Here is a 22917-nt window from a genome sequence, read left to right on the forward strand (position 1 = left end):
CGACTATGTCATCGTCCCCCACACTGCCTGCCGATCTGTCCACGTTGAGCGTCGATGAAATCGAGCGCCTGTGGAATCTATTGGAGGACGCCGATGCGGCCGATGATGCGGCCGATACGGACAGCGACAGCATCCCGCGGCGCGACCCAGGCCAGCCGATCCCGCTGTCGTTCGCCCAGCAACGCCTGTGGTTGCTCGCACAACTGGATCCAGGCAGCGCGTCGGCCTACCTGATTCCGGCCGGGGTGCGCCTGCGCGGCGCGTTGCAAGTGACGGCATTGCAGCGGACGCTGGAACGGATCGTGGCCCGGCACGAGGCCTTGCGCACTCGCATCGTGACGGTGAACGGCGCTGCCGAACAGCGGATCGATCCGGCCGGCAGCGGCTTCGCACTGACGCACATCGATCTTTCCCAGCGCGGCCTTGAGGAGGCCCAGGCCGAGGCACACCGGCAAGCAATGCAGGAAGCCACCACCCCGTTCGACCTGGCGCAAGGTCCGCTGATCCGCGGCCGTCTGCTGTGTCTGGCCGCACACGATCATGTGCTGCTGTTGACCATGCACCACATCGTCTCCGATGGCTGGTCGATGGGCCTGCTGATCCGCGAGTTGGGCACGCTGTACACGGCCCTGGCGCAGGGACTGGACGATCCGTTGCCGGCATTGTCGCTGCAATACGCCGACATCGTGGCCTGGCAACGGCGCCAGGCCGATGGTCCCGCGCTGCAGCGGCAGCTCGATTTCTGGCGTGCGCATCTTCGCAATGCGCCGACGGTGCTTGACCTGCCCTGCGAATCCCCGCGCCCGGCGGTGCAGGATCATGCCGGCGACCGCGTGGAGATCGTGCTCGACGCCGATCTGAGCAGCGCACTCGCTGCGCTGAGCAAGCGCCATGGCGTGACGTTGTTCGTGACCATGATGGCGAGCTGGGGCGTCTTGCTGTCGCGGCAGTCCGGCCAAGACAGTGTGGTGATCGGCAGCCCGGTGGCCAATCGCCATCGTGCAGAGTTCGAGCCGGTGATCGGCTTTTTTGCCAATACCCAGGCGCTGCACGTCGATCTTTCCGGCAACCCCACCGTCGCCGCGTTGCTGGCCCAGGTGCGTACTCTCGCGGCAGCAGCGCAGGCACATCAGGACCTGCCCTTCGAGCAACTCGTCGAAGCGCTCAATCCGGTCCGCGACCTCTCCCGCCATCCGCTGTTCCAGGTGTTGTTGAGTTGGCAGGACGGTGCACCGGAGATGCTGGCGTTGCCTGGACTGGAGCTGGAACGTTTCAGCGCCGACCATCGCAGCGCGAAGTTCGACCTGGAACTGTCGTTACAGAACACCGGCACGCGCATCGTCGGCCAGCTCACCTTTGCCACCGCGCTATTCGAGCGCAGCACGATCGAACGCCACCTGGCCCAGTTCGTGACGTTGCTGCGCGGCATGGTCGCCGACGACCGCGCATGCGTTGCGCACCTGCCGCTGCTGGCGGACGACGAACACGCGCAGTTACGAGGCTTCAACGCCACCGCCACCGACCTGGGCGGCACGGGCTACCTGCACCGCGCCATCGAAGCGCAGGCGCAGCGCACGCCCGACGCCATCGCCGTGACCGACGACCACGGCACGCTCAGCTATGCCGACCTCGATGCCCGCGCCAATCGACTTGCCCATCACCTGATCGGGTTGGGCGTTGTCCCGGAAAGCAGTGTCGCCGTGTGCCTGCCACGCAGCATCGACCTGGTCATCGCCCTGCTGGCGATCCTCAAGGCCGGCGCCGCCTACCTGCCGCTGGACGCCGACGTACCGCCCGCGCGCCTGGACGGCATGCTCGCCGATGCGCGGCCCCGCGTGCTGCTGGCCCATCGCCACACCGCGGCGCTGTTGACGCCACGCGACGATCGGCACACCGTGTTGCTGGACGCCGACGCCGCGTTGTGGGCCTGCGCTTCCACACAAGCGCCCACGGTGGCACTGCTCCCGCAGCATCCGGCCTACGTCATCTACACCTCCGGCTCCACCGGCACGCCCAAAGGCGTGGTCAACACCCACGCCGCCATCGACAACCGCCTGCTGTGGATGCAGCAGGCGCTGCAGCTGCAACCGGAGCAGCGCGTGTTGCAGAAAACCCCGGTCGGCTTCGACGTGTCGGTGTGGGAGCTGTTCTGGCCGCTGCGCGTTGGCGCGCGTCTGGTGCTGGCGGAACCGGGAGGGCACAAGGATCCGGCCTATCTGATCGACCTGATCGAGCAGGCCGGCATCGATACCGTGCACTTCGTGCCGTCGATGCTACGGGTGTTCCTGGATGTCTTGCCGCAAGGCGCATGCGCCAGCCTACGGCGCATCGTCTGCAGCGGCGAAGCGCTAGCGGCGGACCTGGCGCAAGCAGCACGCGCCCGCCTGCCGCAGGCACGCCTGTACAACCTCTACGGCCCGACCGAAGCAGCGGTGGATGTCAGCGCCTGGGAATGCACCGATGCCGACGCCAACGGCGTGCCGATCGGCCGACCGATCGCCAATACGCAATTGCACGTGCTCGATACGCACGGCCAGTTGGCACCCATCGGCGTGGCCGGCGAACTGCAGATCGCCGGCGTGCAGCTGGCGCGCGGCTATCTCGGCCGTCCCGACCTGACCGCCGAACGCTTCGTCCCCGATCCGTTCGCCGAGCAACCCGGCGAACGCATGTACAAGACCGGCGATCTGGCGCGCTGGCAGGCCGATGGCAGCCTGGCCTATCTCGGCCGCAACGACGAGCAGGTCAAGATCCGCGGCTTCCGGATCGAGCTCGGTGAGATCGTCGCAGCCTTGCGCGGCTGTGACGGCGTGCGTCAGGCCGCCGTCATCGCCAGCGAGGACAGCACCGGCGACAAGCGCTTGATCGCGTACGTAGTCGGCGATGCGGATGTCGCGCTTGACCCTGACGCTTTACGCACCCGACTCGGCGCCCGCCTGCCCGACTACATGCTGCCGGCGGCTTATGTGCAGCTGCCCGCACTGCCGCTGACTGCCAACGGCAAGCTCGATCGCCGCGCCCTACCGGCGCCGGATGCCGATGCGCTCGCCACACAGGCCTACGTTGCACCGGAAGGCGAGCTGGAAATGATGCTGGCCGCAGTGTGGAGCGAGCTGCTCGGCGTCGAACGCGTCGGTCGCCACGACAGCTTCTTCGCCCTCGGCGGCCATTCGCTGTTGGCAATCACACTGATCGAGCGCCTGCGCCAACACGGCTGGCAGCTAGACGTACGCGCACTGTTCACCCACGCGACCCTGGCCGCCGTCGCCGAGACACTGAGACCGGAGAAAACTGCCGCGATTCCGCAGAACCGGATCGCGCCCGATTGCAGCCGCATCACGCCCGCGCTGTTGCCGCTGGTGCAGCTCACTCAAGTCGAAATCGATGCCATCGTCTGCACGGTCGACGGCGGCACGGCCAATATCCAGGACATCTATCCGCTGGCACCGTTGCAGGAAGGCCTGCTGTTCCATCACCTCGCCGACCCGGGAGCCGATCCGTACGTAAACACCACGCTGCTGGCCTTCGAAACGCAACAGCAGGCGGCAGCGTTCCTGAGCGCCTTCGACCAGGTGGTGCAGCGCCACGACATCCTGCGCACCAGCATCGTCTGGCAGGACCTGCCGGCACCGATGCAGGTGGTCTGGCGCCACGCCGCCCTCCAGGTCCACCGGTACACCCTGCAAGGGCAGGACGCGCAAGCAGAGTTGCTGACCAGAATGGGTCCCGACCACGCCCGCCTTGACCTCGCCAAGGCGCCACTGCTGCAGGCGCATCTGGGCGAAGATATGGCGCAGCAACGGTGGATTGTCGGTGTGTTGGCACACCACTTGGTGATGGACCACACCACGTTGGACCTGATCATTGCCGAGATCGGCGCGCACCTGTCCGGTCGCCAGCAGCAATTGCCAGCGCCGCTGCCGTTCCGTAATTTCGTCGCTCAGGCGCAGCGTGCCATCAGCACCGAACATGTGCCTTTCTTCAGCCGTATGCTGCGCGATGTCGACCATCCGACCACGCCGTTCGGCCTGCTTCGCAACGACATCAACAGCGCGCCTGCACAACAGCGGGTACCGGTTGCACGAGACATTGCCCACTCGCTGCGCGCGCATGCCCGCCGCCTCGGCGTGAATGCATCCAGCCTGTTCCACCTGGCCTATGCCGTGTTGCTCGCACGCATCAGCGCACGCAACGACGTGGTGTTCGGCACTGTCCTGTTCGGTCGCCTGAGTGGTAGTGACGGCGCCGACCGCGCACTGGGTATGTTCCTCAACACACTGCCTCTGCGCGTGCGCATCGACGCCACCAGCGTGACCGATGCTGTGCGCCGAATGCAGGAGCAGATGGCTGAACTACTGTGCCACGAACACGTCGCGCTGACAGACGTGCGCAACTGCAGCGCCATCCGCGCGCCGCTGCCGCTGTTCTCGGCACTCCTCAACTACCGATACGCCGGCCACACCCCAAGCGCAGCAGAGCACGTGGCACACGATGAGGCATGGCAAGGCGTGCGCGTGTTGCAAGCGCGCGAACGCACCACGTATCCCTTGTCGCTGTCAGTCAACGACGACGGCGATGGCTTCTCGCTCGATCTGCAGATCGATCCATGCCTGTGCGCGGAGCGCGTTGCCGGCTTTATGCTGCACGCGCTTCAGCAGCTGAACCTAGCGCTGAGTCGCGCACCGGATACACCGCTGTGCGCCCTGCAGATTCTTCCGGCAGGCGAACGCGCATGGCTGCTGCACGACGTCAATGCCACCCCTACCGCACCGCGCGCGGCAGGCGACACGCTGCTCACCCGCTTCCAGGCGCAGGTGCGTCAGTTTCCGACGGCACCGGCACTGATCGACGGCGACCTGGTCGTGAGTTACGCCGAGCTGCAGGAGCGGGCCGCCGTCCTGGCACAACGGCTGCTCGCCTCGGGGGTGACGCCGGGCGGCTGTGTAGCGCTGCTGCTGCCGCGCTCGGCGCTGTTGATCGTGGCCGAACTGGCGGTGCTGATGTGCGGCGCTGCCTATGTCGCCCTGGATCCGGCGCAGCCGCCAGCACGCTTGCACGCTCTGCTGGAGGACTGCGCCGCTGCCGCTCTGTTATGCGACGCCGACTGCCCGCTCGATGCCGTCGGCCTTCCACGTCTGCAAGTGGAATGGGCAGTGCTCACTGGCGAGGCAGTGGTACCGCACGTCCAGGTGACGTCCGCAAGCATCGCCTATGTCGTCTACACCTCCGGCTCCAGCGGCACCCCCAAAGGCGTGGCCGTGTCGCATGCGGCCGTGCTGGCGTTTGCGCTCAACCCGCAGCATGCGCCGTTGCAGTCGCAGGACCGCGTCGCGTTCCTGGCCAATCCCGCGTTCGATGCCAGCACCTTCGAAGTGTGGGCCACGCTGCTGCATGGCGCGGCCATCGTCGTCGTCGACCAACCGACCCTGCTTGACCCAAGCGCACTGGCCCAGCACCTCACCGTCAACCAGGTCAGCATCCTGCATCTGACCGCCGGGCTGTTGCCTGGCTACTGGCATGCCCTGCGCGACCTCCTGCCGAGGCTGCGTTGTCTGCTCACCGGCGGCGACAGCGTCGATGCCGGCACCGTCGCCGCCATCCTGGCCCACGCGCCACCGCAACGGCTGCTGCATTGCTATGGCCCGACCGAGGCGACCACGTTCAGCGTGGTTCACCCGGTCGCCCCACTTGCCGACGACGCAGCGCGGATTCCGCTCGGCCGTCCCTTGCCAGGCAGCCGTGTTTACGTGCTCGACCGTCATGGCCAACCGACGCCGATCGGCGTCGCCGGCGAACTGCATCTCGCCGGTGCGCAGTTGGCGCAAGGCTATCTGCATCGCCCCGACCTGACCGCCGAGCGCTTCGTGCCCGATCCGTTCGCCGAACAAGCCGGCGAGCGCATGTACAAGACCGGCGACCTGGCTTGTTGGCGCGACGATGGCACACTCGATTTCCTCGGCCGCAACGACGCGCAGGTCACGATCCGTGGCTTTCGCATCGAGCCGGGAGAGATCCAAGCGGCACTGCGCAGCTGCGCTGGCGTGCAGGAAGCCGTGGTCATCGCGCGCGACGACACTGGCGAGAAACGCCTGGTCGCCTATCTGGTCGGCGATGCTTCGATACTGGAGCCGGCAACGCTGCGCAGCCAACTCGCTACGCGCTTACCCGACCACATGCTGCCAGCGGCCTACGTGCAGCTCGATGCGCTGCCGCTGACGCCCAACGGCAAACTCGATCGCGCCGCCCTGCCGGTACCCGACGATCAGGCGCTCGATCTGCACGCCTATGTCGCCCCGCAAGGCGAATTGGAACAGGTGCTGGTGACGCTATGGAGCGAGCTGCTCGGCGTCGAGCAAGTCGGGCGCAACGATGATTTCTTCGCCCTCGGCGGCCACTCGCTGCTGGCGATCAAACTGATCGAACGTCTACGCCGGCTCGGCTGGCAAATCGATGTGCGGGCATTGTTCGCACAGCCCACGCCCGCGGGCCTGGCGGTCAATCTGCAAACCGCCTCCGCCATCGAGGTGCCACCCAATCGGATCGGGCCCGAGTGCACATGCATCACTCCGGACCTACTGCCGCTGGTCGCGCTGACGCAAGCGGAGATCGACGCGATCGTGGCCACCGTCGACGGTGGCGTGGTCAACGTGCAGGACATCTATCCGCTGGCGCCATTGCAGGAAGGCCTGCTCTTCCATCACCTGGCCGATCCGCTCGCCGACCCGTATCTGCATTCGTCCGTGCTCGGCTTCCCTGCCAAAGAGCAACTCGACCGCTTCCTCGACGCACTGGATCAGGTCATTGCCCGCCACGACATCCTGCGCACCGGCGTCGTCTGGCAAGGACTGTCTGCACCGGTGCAGGTGGTCTGGCGCCAGGCGGTCGTGCCACGTCGGATGCATTGCTTCGAGGGACCAGACCCTGCGACCGGGCTACTGGCCTGGCTGCACGCGCCCGAAGCAGCCCCGAGCCTGCAGCACGCACCGTTGATCCACGCCCATCTGGCCCACGACACCACCACCGGACGCTGGCTGCTCGGCCTGCAACAGCATCACCTGGTCATGGACCACACCACGCTGGAACTCGTGATCGAGGAAGTCCGCGCGCATCTGGACGGGCGACACCAGCAATTGCCGACGCCCTTGCCGTTCCGCAACTTCGTCGCTCATGCGCACGCCGGTGTGTCCGAGCAGGAGCACAAGGCGTTTTTCACCACGATGCTCGCCGATATCGATGCACCCACCGCGCCATTCGGCGTACTTGCACCGGTGCGCGACCCGGCCGCGCTGCACTTTCTGCGCCTGTCGGTGCCTGCAACACTGGCCACCGCCGTGCGCACTCAGGCGCGCCAACATGGCATCAGTGCCGCCACCCTGTTCCATCTGGCCTATGCCCTGCTGCTGGCCCGCACCAGCGGCACGACTGAAGCTGTATTCGCCACGCTGCTCTTTGGGCGCATGCATGCCAGCGCCGGCGTCGACCGCGTGCTGGGCATGTTCCTCAACACCTTGCCCATCCGCCTCGACGCGTCCCACGGCAGCGTGCTGGATGCGGTACGCCAGACGCAACTCTGCCTGGCCCAGCTGCTGCACCACGAACATGCCCCACTGGCATTGGCCCAGCGCTGCAGCACGCTGGATCCGTCCACCCCTTTGCTCAATGCCTTACTCAACTACCGCTACGTCGGCGGCAGCGCGGTCCTGGGCGTGGAGCCAGAGGGCGAAGACCTCGCCGCTCTGGACGGGGTACAGGAGATCGCCGGTCAGGAGCGCACGCACTACCCATTGCTGGTATCGGTCAACGACCAACAGCCCAGCGGTGGATTTTCACTGGACGTGCAATGCGTCCAAAAGATCGGTACCGAACGTATCGCGGCGATGCTCCTGCAGACCCTGCAGGTACTGATCCAGGCATTGGAGCACGCACCGCAGACCGCACTGCATGCCTTGGATCTGCTACCGGAGAACGAGCGTCAAGCGCTGCACCATTTCAATGACACGACCGCCGAGCTCGATGGCAGCGGCTATCTGCATCGTGCAATCCAAGCGCAGGCGCGGCGCACGCCGCAGGCTGTCGCGCTGGTGGAAGGTGAGGTCGAACTCAGCTACGCCGCGCTCGATGCCCGCGCCAACCAGCTTGCGCATCATCTGATCGCCCTTGGTGTGGTACCCGAAGACCGCGTAGCCGTGTGTCTGCCACGCAGTCTCGATCTGGTCGTCGCGCTGCTCGCCGTGCTGAAGGCCGGCGCGGCTTATCTACCGCTGGAAACAGATGTACCGCCCGCGCGCTTGGACGGCATGCTCGCCGATGCGCAGCCTGCTGTTCTGCTCGCCTATCGCGAGACTGCCGCGCGGCTTGAGCGACGCGAACAGCAAAACACGGTGCTTCTGGATACCGACCAGGCTGCGTGGAAGAAGGCGCCCACGCACGCCCCCGTCGTGCCGGCCTTGCACCCGCAGCATCCGGCCTACGTCCTCTACACCTCCGGCTCGACCGGCCAGCCCAAGGGCGTGGTCAACACCCATGCCGGTATCGACAACCGCCTGCAGTGGATGCAGCAGGCGCTGCAACTGCACTCCTCGCAGCGTGTGTTGCAGAAAACCCCGGTCGGCTTCGATGTGTCGGTCTGGGAACTGTTCTGGCCGTTGCGCGTCGGTGCCTGTCTGGTGCTGGCCGAACCCGGTGGCCACAAGGATCCTGCTTATCTGATCGCACTGATCGAGCAGACCGGTATCGACACCGTGCACTTCGTGCCCTCGATGTTGCGCGTGTTCCTGGACGCTTTGCCGCAAGGCGCATGCGCGAGTCTGCAACGCATCGTCTGCAGCGGCGAAGCCTTGCCAGCGGATTTGGCGGCTGACGCACTTGCTCGCTTGCCGCAAACGCGGTTGTACAACCTCTACGGCCCAACCGAAGCGGCGGTGGATGTCAGCGTCTGGGAATGCAGCGATGCGGATGTAACCAATGTGCCGATCGGCCGACCGATTGCCAACACCCGCCTGCACGTGCTCGATGCGCATCGCGCACTCGCACCGGTCGGTGTGACCGGCGAACTGCAGATCGCCGGCGTACAGCTCGCCCGCGGCTACCTGGGCAGGCCTGATCTGACCGCCGAGCGCTTCGTCCCCGATCCGTTCGCAGAACAGCCCGGCCAGCGCATGTATCGCACGGGCGATCTGGCGCGCTGGCGCGTCGATGGCGCGCTGGAGTATCTCGGCCGCAACGACGAGCAGATCAAGCTGCGCGGGGTACGCATCGAACTCGGCGAAATCGCTGCCGCGCTACGTGCCTGCAATGGTGTGCGCGAGGCTGTCGTCATTGCCCGCGAGAACGCAGGCGAAAAACGATTGATCGCCTATCTGGTCGGCGATGCAACGCCGCTGGACGGCACTGATGTGCCCACTGCCGACGCACTGCGCACGCAACTGGCCGCATGCCTGCCCGAGGTCATGCTCCCCAGCGCCTATGTGTGGCTCGATACCTTGCCGTTGACGACCAACGGCAAGCTCGATCGCCGCGCACTGCCGGCAGCGGATGCCGATGCGCTCGCAGCACAGGCCTACGTTGCACCGGAAGGCGAGATGGAAACACAAGTGGCCGCACTGTGGAGCGAATTGCTCGGCATCGAAGGAGTCGGCCGCCACGACAGTTTCTTCGCCCTGGGCGGACATTCGCTGCTGGCGATGCGGCTGATCTCGCGTCTGCGCGGCACGCTGGGCCGGGAACTGCCGCTGGCCACGCTGTTCGCCCAGCCACGCCTGGCCGACTTGGCCCATGTGCTGGAAGGCGCCGCTGCCATCGCCCTGCCGGCCATCGTGCCGGCCGATCGTCGCCAGCCGCTTCCTCTGTCCTTCGCCCAGAAGCGCCTGTGGTTCCTCGCCCAATTAGACACGCGCGCCAATCTGGCCTCGCATATCCCGATCGGCCTGCGCCTGCACGGCGCGCTCGCGGCCGATGTCTTGCAGCGGGCGCTGGATCGGATCGTGGCCCGGCATGAAGCGTTGCGCACGCGCTTCGTCGCGGTTGATGGCGGAGCGAGACAGGAGATTGCCCCGGCCGACAGCGGCTTTGCCTTGCGCCGTTTCGATCTCTCCCAGCATCCCGATGCCGACACCGAGATCCGGGCACATGCGCAACACGAAGCCAATGAGGTCTTCGATCTGAGCAATGGCCCGCTGGCGCGCGGACGCTTGTTGCGGCTCGGCAACGACACGCATGTGTTGTTCCTGACCCTGCATCACCTGGTCGCCGACGGCTGGTCCATCGGCGTGCTGGTGCGCGAGTTCGTTGCGCTGTACACCGCAATGATCGACGGCCAGCCCGATCCGCTGCCGCCGCTGCCACTGCAATACGCCGATGTGGCGGTCTGGCAGCAGCACACGCTCGGCGAACACGCCCTGCAACGCCAGCGTCGCTTCTGGCAGGATCATCTGGCCGGTGCCCCCGAGCTGCTGGAACTGCCCACCGACCGGCCGCGTCCGGCGCTGCAGGACTATCGCGGCGACGCGCTGACCTTCCAGGTAGATCAGCCCACCAGCATCGCGCTGAAGGCGCTGTCTGAGCGCCACGGCGCCACCTTGTACATGACCTTGTTAGCCGGTTGGGCGATCCTGCTGGCACGCTTGTCGGGTCAGCAGGAGGTTGTCATCGGTTCTCCTGTGGCCAACCGCAACCGCAGCGAACTCGAACCGCTGATCGGCCTGTTCCTCAACACCCAGGCATTGCGTATCGACCTGTCGGCCGATCCGTCGGTCGCCGCGCTGCTGGCGCAGGTGCGCGCGATTGCTTTGGCCGCACAGGACCATCAGGATCTACCGTTCGAACAGGTCATCGAAGCGCTCAACCCCAGCCGCAGCATGGCGCATGCACCGCTTTACCAAGTGGTCCTGGCGATGCAGAACACGCCGCAAGAGGACCTGACGCTGCCGGGGCTGCACATCACCACGCTGCCGACTGGACAGGTCTCCGCCCAGGTGGACCTGTGGTGGTCGATCAGCGAAACCGATGCGGGCTTGCACGGCTCGGTGATTTACGCCAGCACGTTGTTCGAGCGCGCCACCGTGCAACGCTGGATGCAGATGTGGATCACGGTGTTGCGGGCCATGACCGCACAACCGGCCTGCGCGGTGAGCGCGCTACCACTGCTACCCGAAGACCAACGCACACAGCTGCTGCAGCAGTTCAACCACAGCGCTGCGCCGTGGCCGGACGCACCGCTGTTGCAGCCACTGTTCGCTGCGCAGTGCCGGCGCACTCCCGACGCACCGGCGCTGTCCGATGCGCAGCTGCAGCTGTCCTACGCGCAGCTGGATGCACGCGCCAACCGCCTGGCCCACCGCCTGATCGCCGCTGGCGTGCGCCCGGACACGCGCGTGGCGCTGTATCTGTCGCGCGGCGCCGAGCGCCTGGTCGCTCTGTTGGCCGTATTCAAGGCCGGCGGCGCCTATGTCCCGCTCGACCCCGATCAGCCCACCGAGCGGGTCGCCTTCATGCTCGACGATGCCCGCGTGCGCGTCGTGCTCACCGACACGCAGCTGCAGCAGCAATTGCCCGCCAGTCGCGCCCTGCAGCAGACCCGCGTCCTGCTGCTCGATGTACCGACCTCGGCCGCGGACACGGCCCACGACCACGCGCCGGTCATCGATGGCTTGCATCCAGATCACCTGGCCTACGTCGTCTACACCTCCGGCTCCACCGGTCAGCCCAAGGGCGTCATGGTCAGCCATCGCGGCCTGGTCAATCTGGCCGTGGCCCAGATCGCCGCCTTCGGCGTGCAGCCGCACAGCCGCGTGCTGCAACTTGCCAGCATCGGCTTCGACGCCTGCGTGTCCGAGCTGCTGATGGCCTGGCTGGCCGGCGCCTGCCTGCACGTCCCGCGGGCCGAGGCGTTAGCCGGATCGGCCTTGCTCGAGGTATTGCAGCAACAGCGCATCACCCATCTGACCGTGACCCCGACCGTGCTGGCCTCGCTGCCCGAACAGGTCAGTTGCCCCAGCCTGCAGACCCTGGTGCTGGCCGGCGAGGCGGCCGACACCGACCTGGCCCGCCGCTGGCAAGCGCACACCCGCGTCATCAACGCCTATGGCCCCACCGAGGCCAGCGTCTGCGCCAGCCTGCATCTGGACGGTGTCCAGCACGGCGAGCGCCTGCCGATCGGCCGGCCGATGGCCAATGTCCGCCTGTACGTGCTCGATCCGCACGGCCGACCCGCGCCGATCGGCGTGGCCGGCGAACTGCATATCGCCGGCCATGGCCTGGCGCGTGGCTATCTGCGGCGTCCGGACCTGACCGCCGAACGCTTCGTCCCCGATCCGTTCGCCCAACAGCCCGGCCAACGCATGTATAAGACCGGCGACCTGGCGCGTTGGACTGCCGACGGCAACCTGGAGTTTCTCGGTCGCAACGACGACCAGATCAAGTTGCGTGGCGTGCGCATCGAACTGGCCGAAATCGAAAGCGCGCTGCGCAGTTGCGCTGGCGTACGCGATGCGGTTGTCATCGCTGCTGAAGATAGCGGCGGCGGCAAACGGCTGGTCGCCTATCTGGTCGGCAATGGCCTCGCACTTGATGCAGGCAACTTGCGCACCGAACTTGCTAGCCGCCTTCCCGAAGTCATGCTGCCAGCCGCCTATGTGCAGCTGGACGCACTCCCGCTAACGCCCAACGGCAAGCTCGATCGCCGTGCGCTGCCAGCACCGGATACCGATGCACTCGCCACGCACACCTACGTGGCGCCCGAGGGCGAACTGGAAGGACTGCTGGCCGCGCTATGGAGCGAGCTGCTCGGCGTCGAGCAGGTCAGCCGTCACGCCAGCTTCTTCGCCCTGGGCGGTCACTCGTTGCTGGCCATCAAGCTGATCGAGCGTCTGCGCCAGCATGGCTGGGCGCTGCAGGTGCGTGCGCTGTTCGGCGCCACCACCCTGGCCGACCTGGCCGCCGCGCTGCGTCCCAGCGGCGCGGTCGAGGTGCCCCCCAACCGCATCACCGTCGATTGCACCCGCATCACGCCCGCGCTCTTGCCGCTGGTGCAACTGACCCAGGACGAGATCGACGCAGCCGTGGCCACCGTCGATGGCGGTGCGGCCAACGTGCAGGACATCTACCCGCTGACCGCACTGCAGGAAGGCCTGTTGTTCCATCACCGTGCCAGCTCTCTGAGCGATGCCTACCTGAGCTTCAGTGTGCTGGCCTTCGACACCCGCGCGCAGCTGGACGCGTTCATTGCCGCGCTGGAAGCGGTCATTGCCCGCCACGACATCCTGCGCACCGGTTTCGCCTGGCAGGGCCTGAGCGCGCCCGTGCAGATCGTCTGGCGTCACGCCACCCTCCCGCGTCAGGAACACTGCATCGATGCCTCCGATGTGCTGGCAGCGTTGAAGCAGCGCATGGACCCACGCAGCGCTCGCATGGATATCACCCAGGCACCGCTGCTGCGTGGCCATCTTGTCGAGGATCGGCACCACGCACGCTGGTTGCTGGGCCTGCAGACCCACCACCTGATGATCGATCACACCACGCTGGAATTGTTGATCGAAGAAGTGCAAGCGCATCTGGATCAGCGCCAGCAGCAACTCCCCGAGCCGCTGCCATTTCGCAATCTGGTCGCGCAGGCACGCCTGGGCGTGAGCGAGGCAGAGCACCGTGCTTTCTTCACGCAACAGCTTGGCGATCTGGAGACACCCACCGCACCGTTTGATTTGTGGGAAGTGCGCGGCAGTGGCGCCGAGATCGAGGAGCACCAGCAGTTACTGCCACAGCCGTTATGCGCCGCATTGCGCTTGCAGGCGCGACGTCTCGACGTCAGCCCCGCCAGCGTGTTTCACCTGGCCTATGCGCTGATGCTGGCCCAGGCCAGCGGCCGCGACGATGTCGTGTTCGGTACCACGCTGTTCGGGCGCATGCATGCCGGCAGCGGTGCACACCGGGTGCTGGGCATGTTCATCAACACCCTGCCTATCCGACTGCGCCGCGATCATCGCGGCGTACACGACGCGGTGCGCGACACCCAGCAGCGGCTCGCCCAGTTGATCCATCACGAACATGCCCCGCTGGCCCTGGCACAGCGATGCAGCGGCATCGTCGCACCCGCACCGCTGTTCATTGCATTGCTCAACTACCGGCATGCCGGCGGCAGCGCAGTGCAAGCGCCGAGCGGAACATCGCAGGCCTGGCATGGCATACAGATGCTGGAGTCGCAGGATCGTACCAGTTACCCGCTGACGCTTTCGGTCGATGACATCCGTGCGAATGCGAGTTTTGCACTGCAAGTCCAGGTGGACCAGCGCATCGGTGCCGCGCGTGTCATTGCGCTGATGCTGCAAGCTGTACAGGCATTAGTGAAGGCGCTGGAAGACGCGCCGGAGACGGCCCTGCACGCGCTACACCTGCTGCCCGCCGATGAACGCGCTCAGCTGCAAGACTTCACCGTCACCGAAACGACTCCGCTCGCGCACGCACAATGCATCCATCATCTGTTCGAAGCGCAGGTCCGTCGCACACCCAACGCCATCGCGCTGTACGCCGATAACCGCGAACTCAGCTACGCGGCGCTCGATGCGCGCGCCAACCGGCTGGCGCATCGCTTATGTGCTCTAGGTGTGACACCGGAACACCGCGTCGCGCTGTACTTGCCGCGCGGTATCGAGCAGATCGTCGCGCTACTGGCGACGCTCAAGGCCGGCGCCGCCTATCTGCCGCTGGACCCGGAGCTGCCCGACGCACGCCTGGCCTTCCTGCTCGACGATAGCCGCCCGCGTGCGGTGCTGACGTGTGACGCCCTGCACGCGCGGCTGCAGTCTCTCGGCCGTGCCATGCAAGGCGCCAGCGTGCTGACATTGGATCAGGATGCAGATGTGGATCTGCACGATCCAGGCGCACCGACCATCCCCGGCCTGTGCCCGGACAACCTGGCCTACGTCATCTACACCTCCGGCTCCACCGGACAACCCAAAGGCACGCTGCTTACCCACGCAGGCGCCACGCATTACCTGCAGTGGGCGAGCGAGACCTATCGCCCATTCCCCAGCGCGGTGGTGTCGTCCTCGCTGGCCTTCGACGCCACGCTGACCAGCCTGCTGGCACCGTTGTTGTGTGGAGCCAGGGTCGAACTGCTGCCTGAGCACAACACGCTGGGCGCCTTGCGCCAGCGTCTATGCGATCCCACCCCGTTGGGCTTGGTCAAACTCACGCCAGCCCATCTGGAAGTGCTGGGCCAGCAATTCGCCGACCATGCCGAACCGCTCAGCCCGGCGGTGATGGTGATCGGGGGCGAAGCTTTATCTCCAGCCACACTCGCACGTTGGCAAGCACTCGCCCCCAACACCCGCTTGATCAACGAATACGGCCCGACCGAGACCGTGGTCGGCTGCGTGGTACACGACGCAACGCACGATGCCCCAGCCCCGAATGGTCGGGTGCCGATCGGCCGTCCGATCGACCATCTACGCATCCATGTGCTCGATCGCCACGGTCAGCTGACGCCGATCGGCGTCGCCGGGCACCTGCATATCGCCGGACCGCAACTGGCACGCGGCTACCTCGGTCGCCCCGATTTGACCGCCGAACGCTTCGTGCCCGATCCGTTTGCAGCACAGCCCGGTCAACGCATGTACCGCAGCGGCGACCTGGCCAGTTGGCATGCCGACGGCACACTCGACGTCCTCGGCCGCAACGACGACCAAGTCAAGCTGCGCGGCTTCCGCATCGAACTGGGCGAAATCGTCGCCGCGCTGCGTGCCTGCGCTGGCGTGCGGGACGCCGCCGTGCTGCTGCGCGAAGACACACCCGGCGAGCAACGCCTGGTGGCGTATCTGGTAGACGACGCCGGCAACCAGAGCGCTCCGTTGGCACTGCGCGAAGCCTTGGCTGCACGCCTGCCCGAGGTCATGCTGCCAAGCGCCTATGTGCGACTCGATGCTCTGCCGCTCACCGCCAACGGCAAGCTCGATCGCCGCGCACTGCCGGCACCGGGCGCGGACGCCCTCGCCGCACAGGCGTATCTGGCCCCGGAAGGCGAGCAGGAAATCCTACTGGCCACCCTGTGGAGCGAACTGCTCGAGATCGAGCGGATTGGCCGCAACGACAGCTTTTTCGCCCTCGGCGGCGATTCGCTACTGGCGATCGTGTTGATCGAACGCCTGCAGCAATCCGGTTGGCAGTTGGACATCGGCGCCCTGTTCAATACACCGGTGCTGGGCACGCTGGCAGACGCGCTACGTCCGGCGGCAATCGCGCCGGTGCCGGCCAACCGGATCGTGCGCGATTGCACGCGGATCACACCCGACCTGTTGCCGCTGGTCGCGCTGACCCAGACCGAGATCGACGCGGTGGTGGCGACCGTCGCCGGCGGCGCTGCCAACGTGCAGGACATCTATCCGCTGGCCTCGCTGCAGGAAGGCTTGCTGTTTCACCACCTGCAACATACCGACAGCGACCCCTATGTCATGCCCGGTCTGCACGCATTCGCCAGCCGTGCAGAGCTCGACCGCTTCCTGGCCGCATTGAACAGCGTGATCGCGCGTCACGACATCCTGCGTACCGCCTTTGTCTGGCATGGCGTGCGTGAAGCGGTGCAAGTGGTCTGGCGACAGGCGCCACTGCGACTGCATTCCCATGTTCTGGAGAGCGACGATGCACTGGAGCAACTGCAGCGCTGTCTGACATCCCCGCAGGCGCGGATCGATCCGCAACAGGCGCCGCTACTGCATGCGCACCTGATCCACGACGCGGTCAACCAGCGTTGGTTGCTCGGCATGCTCTACCACCACCTGGTGATGGACCACACCTCGATGGATCTGGCGATCGAGGAAGTTGGCGCGTTCCTGGCCGGCACCGCAGACGCCCTGCCGGCGCCACTGCCGTTCCGCGAATTCGTCGCTCGCGCCCGGCTGCGCGGCGCGGCGCAGACGCAGGAAGCGTTCTTCAGCAAACTGCTGGGCGACGTCACGCAGACCACCGCGCCCTACGGCATGCTGGATGTGCACGGCGATGGCAGCACGGTGCGCGAAGCGCACCTGCAGGTTCCCGATGCGCTGACCCAGGCGCTGCGCGCGCACGCGCGTGCGCTGAATGTGAGCATGGCCAGCCTGTTCCATCTCGCCTACGCACTGGTGGTGGCCACTACCAGCGGACGCGACGACGTGGTGTTCGGCACCACGCTGTTCGGTCGCATGCAGGGCGGCAGCGGCATCCACCGCGTGCTGGGCATGTTCCTCAATACCCTGCCGCTGCGCCTGCGCATCGACACCACCAGCGTGGCCGATGCGGTAAGCACGGTGCAGGGACTGTTGGCGATGCTCATGCAGCACGAGCACGCACCGTTGAGTCTGGCTCAGCGCTGCAGCGGCGTCGCTGCGCCGGCGCCGTTGTTCACCGCCCTGCTCAACTATCGCCACGTCGCCAGCAGCCAGGCGTCGGATACGCTGCCGGACTGGGCCGGCATGCAATCGCTGGGCGCCAGCGAGCGCACCAACTATCCGCTGTCCTTGTCGGTGAACGATGACGACCGCGGTTTCTGGTTGGATGTGCAGACCGGGCCCGCTGCCACACCCGAGTCGGTCGGTCAGCTCATGCTCGAAGCCCTGCGGCAAGTTTCGCAAGCGCTTGCCGATGCACCGCACACCGCCTTGCATGATCTGCATATCCTGCCGGAGCTCATGCGCACTGACATCGTCGTTGGCTTCAACCCGGCGCCCAGCGACGCCCCCGCAGTCGGCATCGCGCACTTGTTCGCTGCACAGGCGGCGCGCACGCCGCAGGCACCGGCGTTGATCGATGCCCACGGCAGCACCCTCACCTATGCTGAACTCGCCCAACGCGCCGAGCGCCTGGCCTGCCGTCTGCGTGCCTTGGGCATCGGGCCGGAAGCGCGGGTCGCGGTATGCATGCCGCGCGGCATCGATCTGGTGGCAACGCTGCTGGGCGTATTCCAGGCGGGCGCGGCCTACGTACCGCTGGACCCGGAGTATCCCGCGCAACGCCGTACCGACATCCTGCGCGACTGCCAGCCGCAGATTCTGGTAGCAACCTCGGCATGCGCATACGCGCTGCCGCCACAGGTCGACGTGCCGCTGCTGTGGTACGACGCCCCTGGCGACGCGGTGATTGCCGTACCGACCGAAATTGCCGCGCCGCATGCCGCGCAGTTGGCCTATCTGATCTACACCTCCGGTTCCAGCGGACGTCCCAAGGGAGTCATGGTCGAGCACGGCGCGTTGGCCGCCTACTGCGTCGCCGCCGCCGAGCTGTTTGGCCTGAGCGGCGAAGACGACGTCCTGCAGCAGAATTCGATCAACTTCGATCTGTCGTTGGAAGAACTGCTGCCTGCGCTGATCGCCGGCGCCTGCCTGCGGCTGGCGCCATTGCCGCTGGATGCCGTTGCCACACCAACGCCCGCCAGTGTGCTGCATCTGACCAGCGCGCATTGGCATGCGCTGGTGAGCGTATGGACGCAAGCGCCCGAACAAGCGCGCCAGCAGCTACAGCAGGTGCGCCTGATCAACATCACCGGCGACGTTCTGTCGCCCTACCAACTGCAGCAGTGGTATGGGCTCGGGCTGCAGGCGATCACGCTGATCAACACCTACGGCCCCACCGAAACCGCGATTTCCTGCACCGCAGCCCGTCTGTGCACCGAAGACGCCAACGCCACCCGCATCAGCATCGGCACCGCGCTGCGCCATGCGCGTCTGTACGTGCTCGACGCTCGTCTCCGCACGCTGCCAATCGGCGTGGCCGGAGAGCTGTATGTGGCAGGCGCACAGGTCGGTCGCGGCTACCACGCACGGCCGGCACTGAGCGCGCAATGTTTCCTGCCCGACCCGTTCGCGCTTGGCGCCGGGCAGCGCATGTATCGCACGGGCGACCTGGCGCGCTGGAACGCCGACGGCAGCCTGGAGTTCCTCGGCCGCAACGACCAGCAGCTCAAGCTGCGTGGATTCCGCGTCGAACTGGGCGAAATCGAGAACGTGCTGCTGGACTATCCCGGCGTGCGCGAAGCGGCGGTCTGCGCGCGCCAGGACGCGACTGCAACGACGCGTTTGCTGGCCTATGTCGTCGCCGACGCGATCGAACCGGACCGGCTGCATACGTGCCTGGCCCAGCGCCTGCCCGACTACATGCTGCCCAGCGCCTATGTGCGCCTGGACGCACTGCCACTCACGCCCAATCGCAAGCTGGATCGCAATGCGTTGCCGGTGCCCGACGCCGGAACGCAATTGGACACCCAAGCCCATGTGCCGCCGCACGGGCCGTTTGAGCAGACCCTGGCCATGGTGTGGGCCGAACTGCTCGATTGCGATCGCGTCGGCCGTCAGGACAGCTTCTTTGCGCTGGGCGGGCACTCGTTGCTTGCGGTACGCCTGGCATCACGGCTGCGCAGCCATTTCGGGGTCGATGTGGGCCTGGCCGACATCTTCGCCCATCCACGTCTGGCCGACTTCGCCGGCTGCGTCGCGGCCGCTGCAGCGAACACGTTGCCGCCGATCCTGCCGGTTCCAAGGGATAGGCCGCTGCCGTTGTCCTTTGCTCAACAGCGGTTATGGTTTCTGTCGCAGTTGGACCCGCACACCGACCTTGCCTATCTGGTCAGTACCGGCGTACATCTGGACGGTGCGCTGGACCTGCCGGCGCTGCGCAAGGCGCTGGACCGCATCGTCGCGCGCCATGAAACGCTGCGCACGCGCATCGTCGCCAGTGCGGGTCAACCGCAGCAAGAGGTGTTGCCGGCCGACACCGGGTTTGCTCTGCGCCACAGCGACCTGTCCGCGCTGGACGATCCGGCCTCGCGCGTACGGCAATTGTGTGCAGACGAACGGCAGACCACCTTCGCGCCGGGCACTGCGCTCGTGCGTGGTCATCTATTGCGTCTGGCGCCACAGCGGCACGTGCTGTTGATCACCCTGCATCACCTGGTGTGCGATGGCTGGTCGATGGGGGTGCTGATCGAAGAACTCGGCACGCTCTATAGCGCTTACGCCCGGCAAGAACACGATCCACTGCCGCCGTTGGCGCTGCAATACGCCGATGTCGCGGTATGGCAGCGCCGCTGGCTGGAGGGCGACGTTCTGCAACGTCAGCTCGACTATTGGCGCGAGCGCCTGCACGACGCGCCGCGGCTGCTGGCATTGCCGACCGACCACACGCGTCCGGCACGGCAGGACTTCCACGGCGACACCATCGCCTTCTCGCTGCCTGCGGCGGTGAGCGCCGGCCTGCACACGCTGAGCCTGCACCATGGCGTCACGCCGTTCATGACGTTGCTCGCCGCCTGGGCGCTACTGCTGCACCGCTACAGTGGCCAGGACGAGGTGGTGATCGGTAGCCCGCTTGCCGGCCGCGATCGCAGCGAGCTCGAACCCTTGATCGGCTTTTTCGTCAACACCGTGGCGCTGCGCATCGATCTGTCCGGGCGGCCCACCGTGGCGCAGTTGCTGGAACGCGTCTGCTGCGCCGTGCTGGGTGCGCAGGCGCACCAGGACCTGCCATTCGACCGCGTCATCGAAGCGGTCCAGCCCAGCCGCACGCTCGCGCACGCACCGCTGTGCCAGGTCCTGTTTTCGTCCGACACCACGCCCTCGGGCGAGCTGGAGATGCCCGGCCTGCAGCTGCAACCACTGCAAGGCGGAACAGCGGTCGCATTGGCCGATCTGGCCCTGGAAATGCGCGTCGGCCGCGACAGCATCGCCGGATCGCTGATCTACGCGACGGCGCTGTTCGAGCGCGCCACGCTGCAGCGGCATCTGGCCTATTACCAGGCGCTGCTGTGCGCCCTCGCCGATGCCAGCGAGGCACAGGTGGCCGACGACCTGCCGCTGCCTGCGCCTGCGCAGCAGCATCTGCCGCATGTGCCGGCCTGCGAAACGCTGCAGTCGATGCCGACCAGCGTGCATGCAGCCTTTGCGCACCAGCTGCAACGCACACCCACGGCACCGGCGGTTTGCGACGGGACGCTGCAGCTGACTTACGCCGATCTGGAGATGCGCTCGGATGCGCTAGCCCAGCAATTACGTGCTGCGGGCGTCGGCGTCGGCATGACCGTGGCCACAGCCCTGCCGCGCAGCGCCGCCCTGGTGATCGCGCAATTGGCCATTCTCAAACTGGGCGCGGCGTACTTGCCGCTTGACCCGCAACAGCCGGCGCTGCGATTGGCCCAGTTGGTAGAAGATTGCCATGCCGTCGCGTTGCTGTATCCGCCACAGACGGACCCAGTCTGGGCCGGCGCATTGCACTGTCTGCCCGTCGATGTGGATGCGCTCACCGCCACCGCAACGCGCTTTGCCGCGGCAACGGTACCTGGCAACGCGCCTGCTTACGTGATGTACACCTCCGGCTCCACCGGTGTGCCCAAGGGCGTGGCCATTCCCCATTGCGGCATCCTCAATCTCGTGCTCGCGCCGGACTACGCCGATTGGAACGCGCAGGATCGCTTCGCCTTCGCCTCGAACCCGGCGTTCGATTCCACCACGCTGGAAGTCTGGGCGCCGTTGCTGTGCGGCGCCTGCGTGGTGGTAGTGCCGCAGGCGGTGGTGCTCGATCCCGGCGCATTGGCGGGCTTTATCGGCACGCATGCAATCAGCGTCCTGATCCTGGTGGCCGGTGTATTGCGGGCATACGCACCGCAGCTGGCCGTCTCCCTGCCAACGCTGCGCTATCTGATCACTGGCGGCGATGTCGCCGACCCGCATGCGCTGGCACTGCTACTGGGCTCTGCCAATGCGCCGGAACAGGTGCTGCAAACCTACGGACCGACCGAGGCCACCCAGTTCGCCACCACGCTGGCCCTGCGACAGCCGCCACCGCCGGATCGGCGTATTCCGATCGGGCAGCCGATCCGCCACATGCAGGCGCATCTGGTCGACGCCCGCGGCACACCGGTGCCGATCGGTATTCCGGGCCAGTTGCATCTGGCCGGTGTCGGTCTGGCGCAGGGGTATGTCGGCCGGCCCGGCGCCACCGCCGAACGCTTCGTGCCGGATCCGTTCGCCATGGAGCCTGGAGCGCGCATGTATCGCACCGGCGACCTGGCCCGCTGGCGGGAAGACGGCAGCCTGGATTTCCTCGGGCGCGCCGATGCGCAAGTGAAGCTACGCGGTTTCCGTATCGAACCGGGCGAGATCGAGGCGGTGCTCGCCAGCCACCCGCAGGTAGCGCAGGCAGTCGTCCATGTGCAGTTCGATTCTGCTCATCAACCGCGCCTGCTGGCGTACATCGTCGCCGAGGATCCGGACGAAGACGCCGCTCTATGCCGGCGTCTGCGCGCCTGGCTGGCCGAGCGATTGCCTGACTACATGCAACCGACCGCATACATCCCGCTACAACGACTGCCGCTCACAGCGAACGGCAAACTTGATCGGGACGCGTTGCCCAGTGCCTCTGGCCAGGCAGGCAACGACACAGCGACGCAGGCGCCACAAGGCGCCTGCGAGCAGGCATTGGCGCGTCTGTGGTGCGATCTGCTCGGTGTGGAGCGGGTCGGCCGCCATGACGACTTCTTTGAAGTCGGCGGTCATTCACTCCTGGCGGTCCAACTCATCGCACGTATCGAGTCGCAGCTGCAGCGACGCATCGCCGTCTCGCAACTGTTCGCCCATTCCAACCTGGCCGCGCTGGCGGCCCTGCTGGAGGCGACCGAGGTGCATAGCGACGACATGATCACGGCCAGCGACCGCGAGGATTACCTCGCATGAACGGGCATGATCCGCAGAAGCGCTCGTCCGCCGACGGTCGCGGCACAGCGCAACGACGAGGTGTGCCGCGCACGCTCTGCCTACCGCGCACGCCCGCTGCATGGGAGAGGATGCAACAGGCATGCGTCGCCTCGAACCAGTGCAATACGGGTCCGAACAGTCAATTCACGCGAAATGCGGCGACGCAACGGTCGCCGCATGCAACCGGACAACGGCGCGCACGCTGGGCGCG

Annotated in this window: 1 protein-coding gene; it reads left to right on the forward strand. The window is 66.6% G+C overall.

Annotated elements, in window-relative coordinates; translation table 11 throughout:
* Positions 1-5 precede the first annotated feature (5 nt).
* A complete protein-coding gene (locus XpruCFBP8353_RS15565) occupies positions 6-22685 on the forward strand; it encodes a non-ribosomal peptide synthetase (protein ID WP_101364037.1) in 22680 nt (7559 codons plus the stop codon).
* Positions 22686-22917: the final 232 nt, after the last annotated feature.

The sequence above is a fragment of the Xanthomonas prunicola genome (assembly GCF_002846205.1).
Taxonomy (GTDB): Bacteria; Pseudomonadota; Gammaproteobacteria; order Xanthomonadales; family Xanthomonadaceae; genus Xanthomonas; species Xanthomonas prunicola.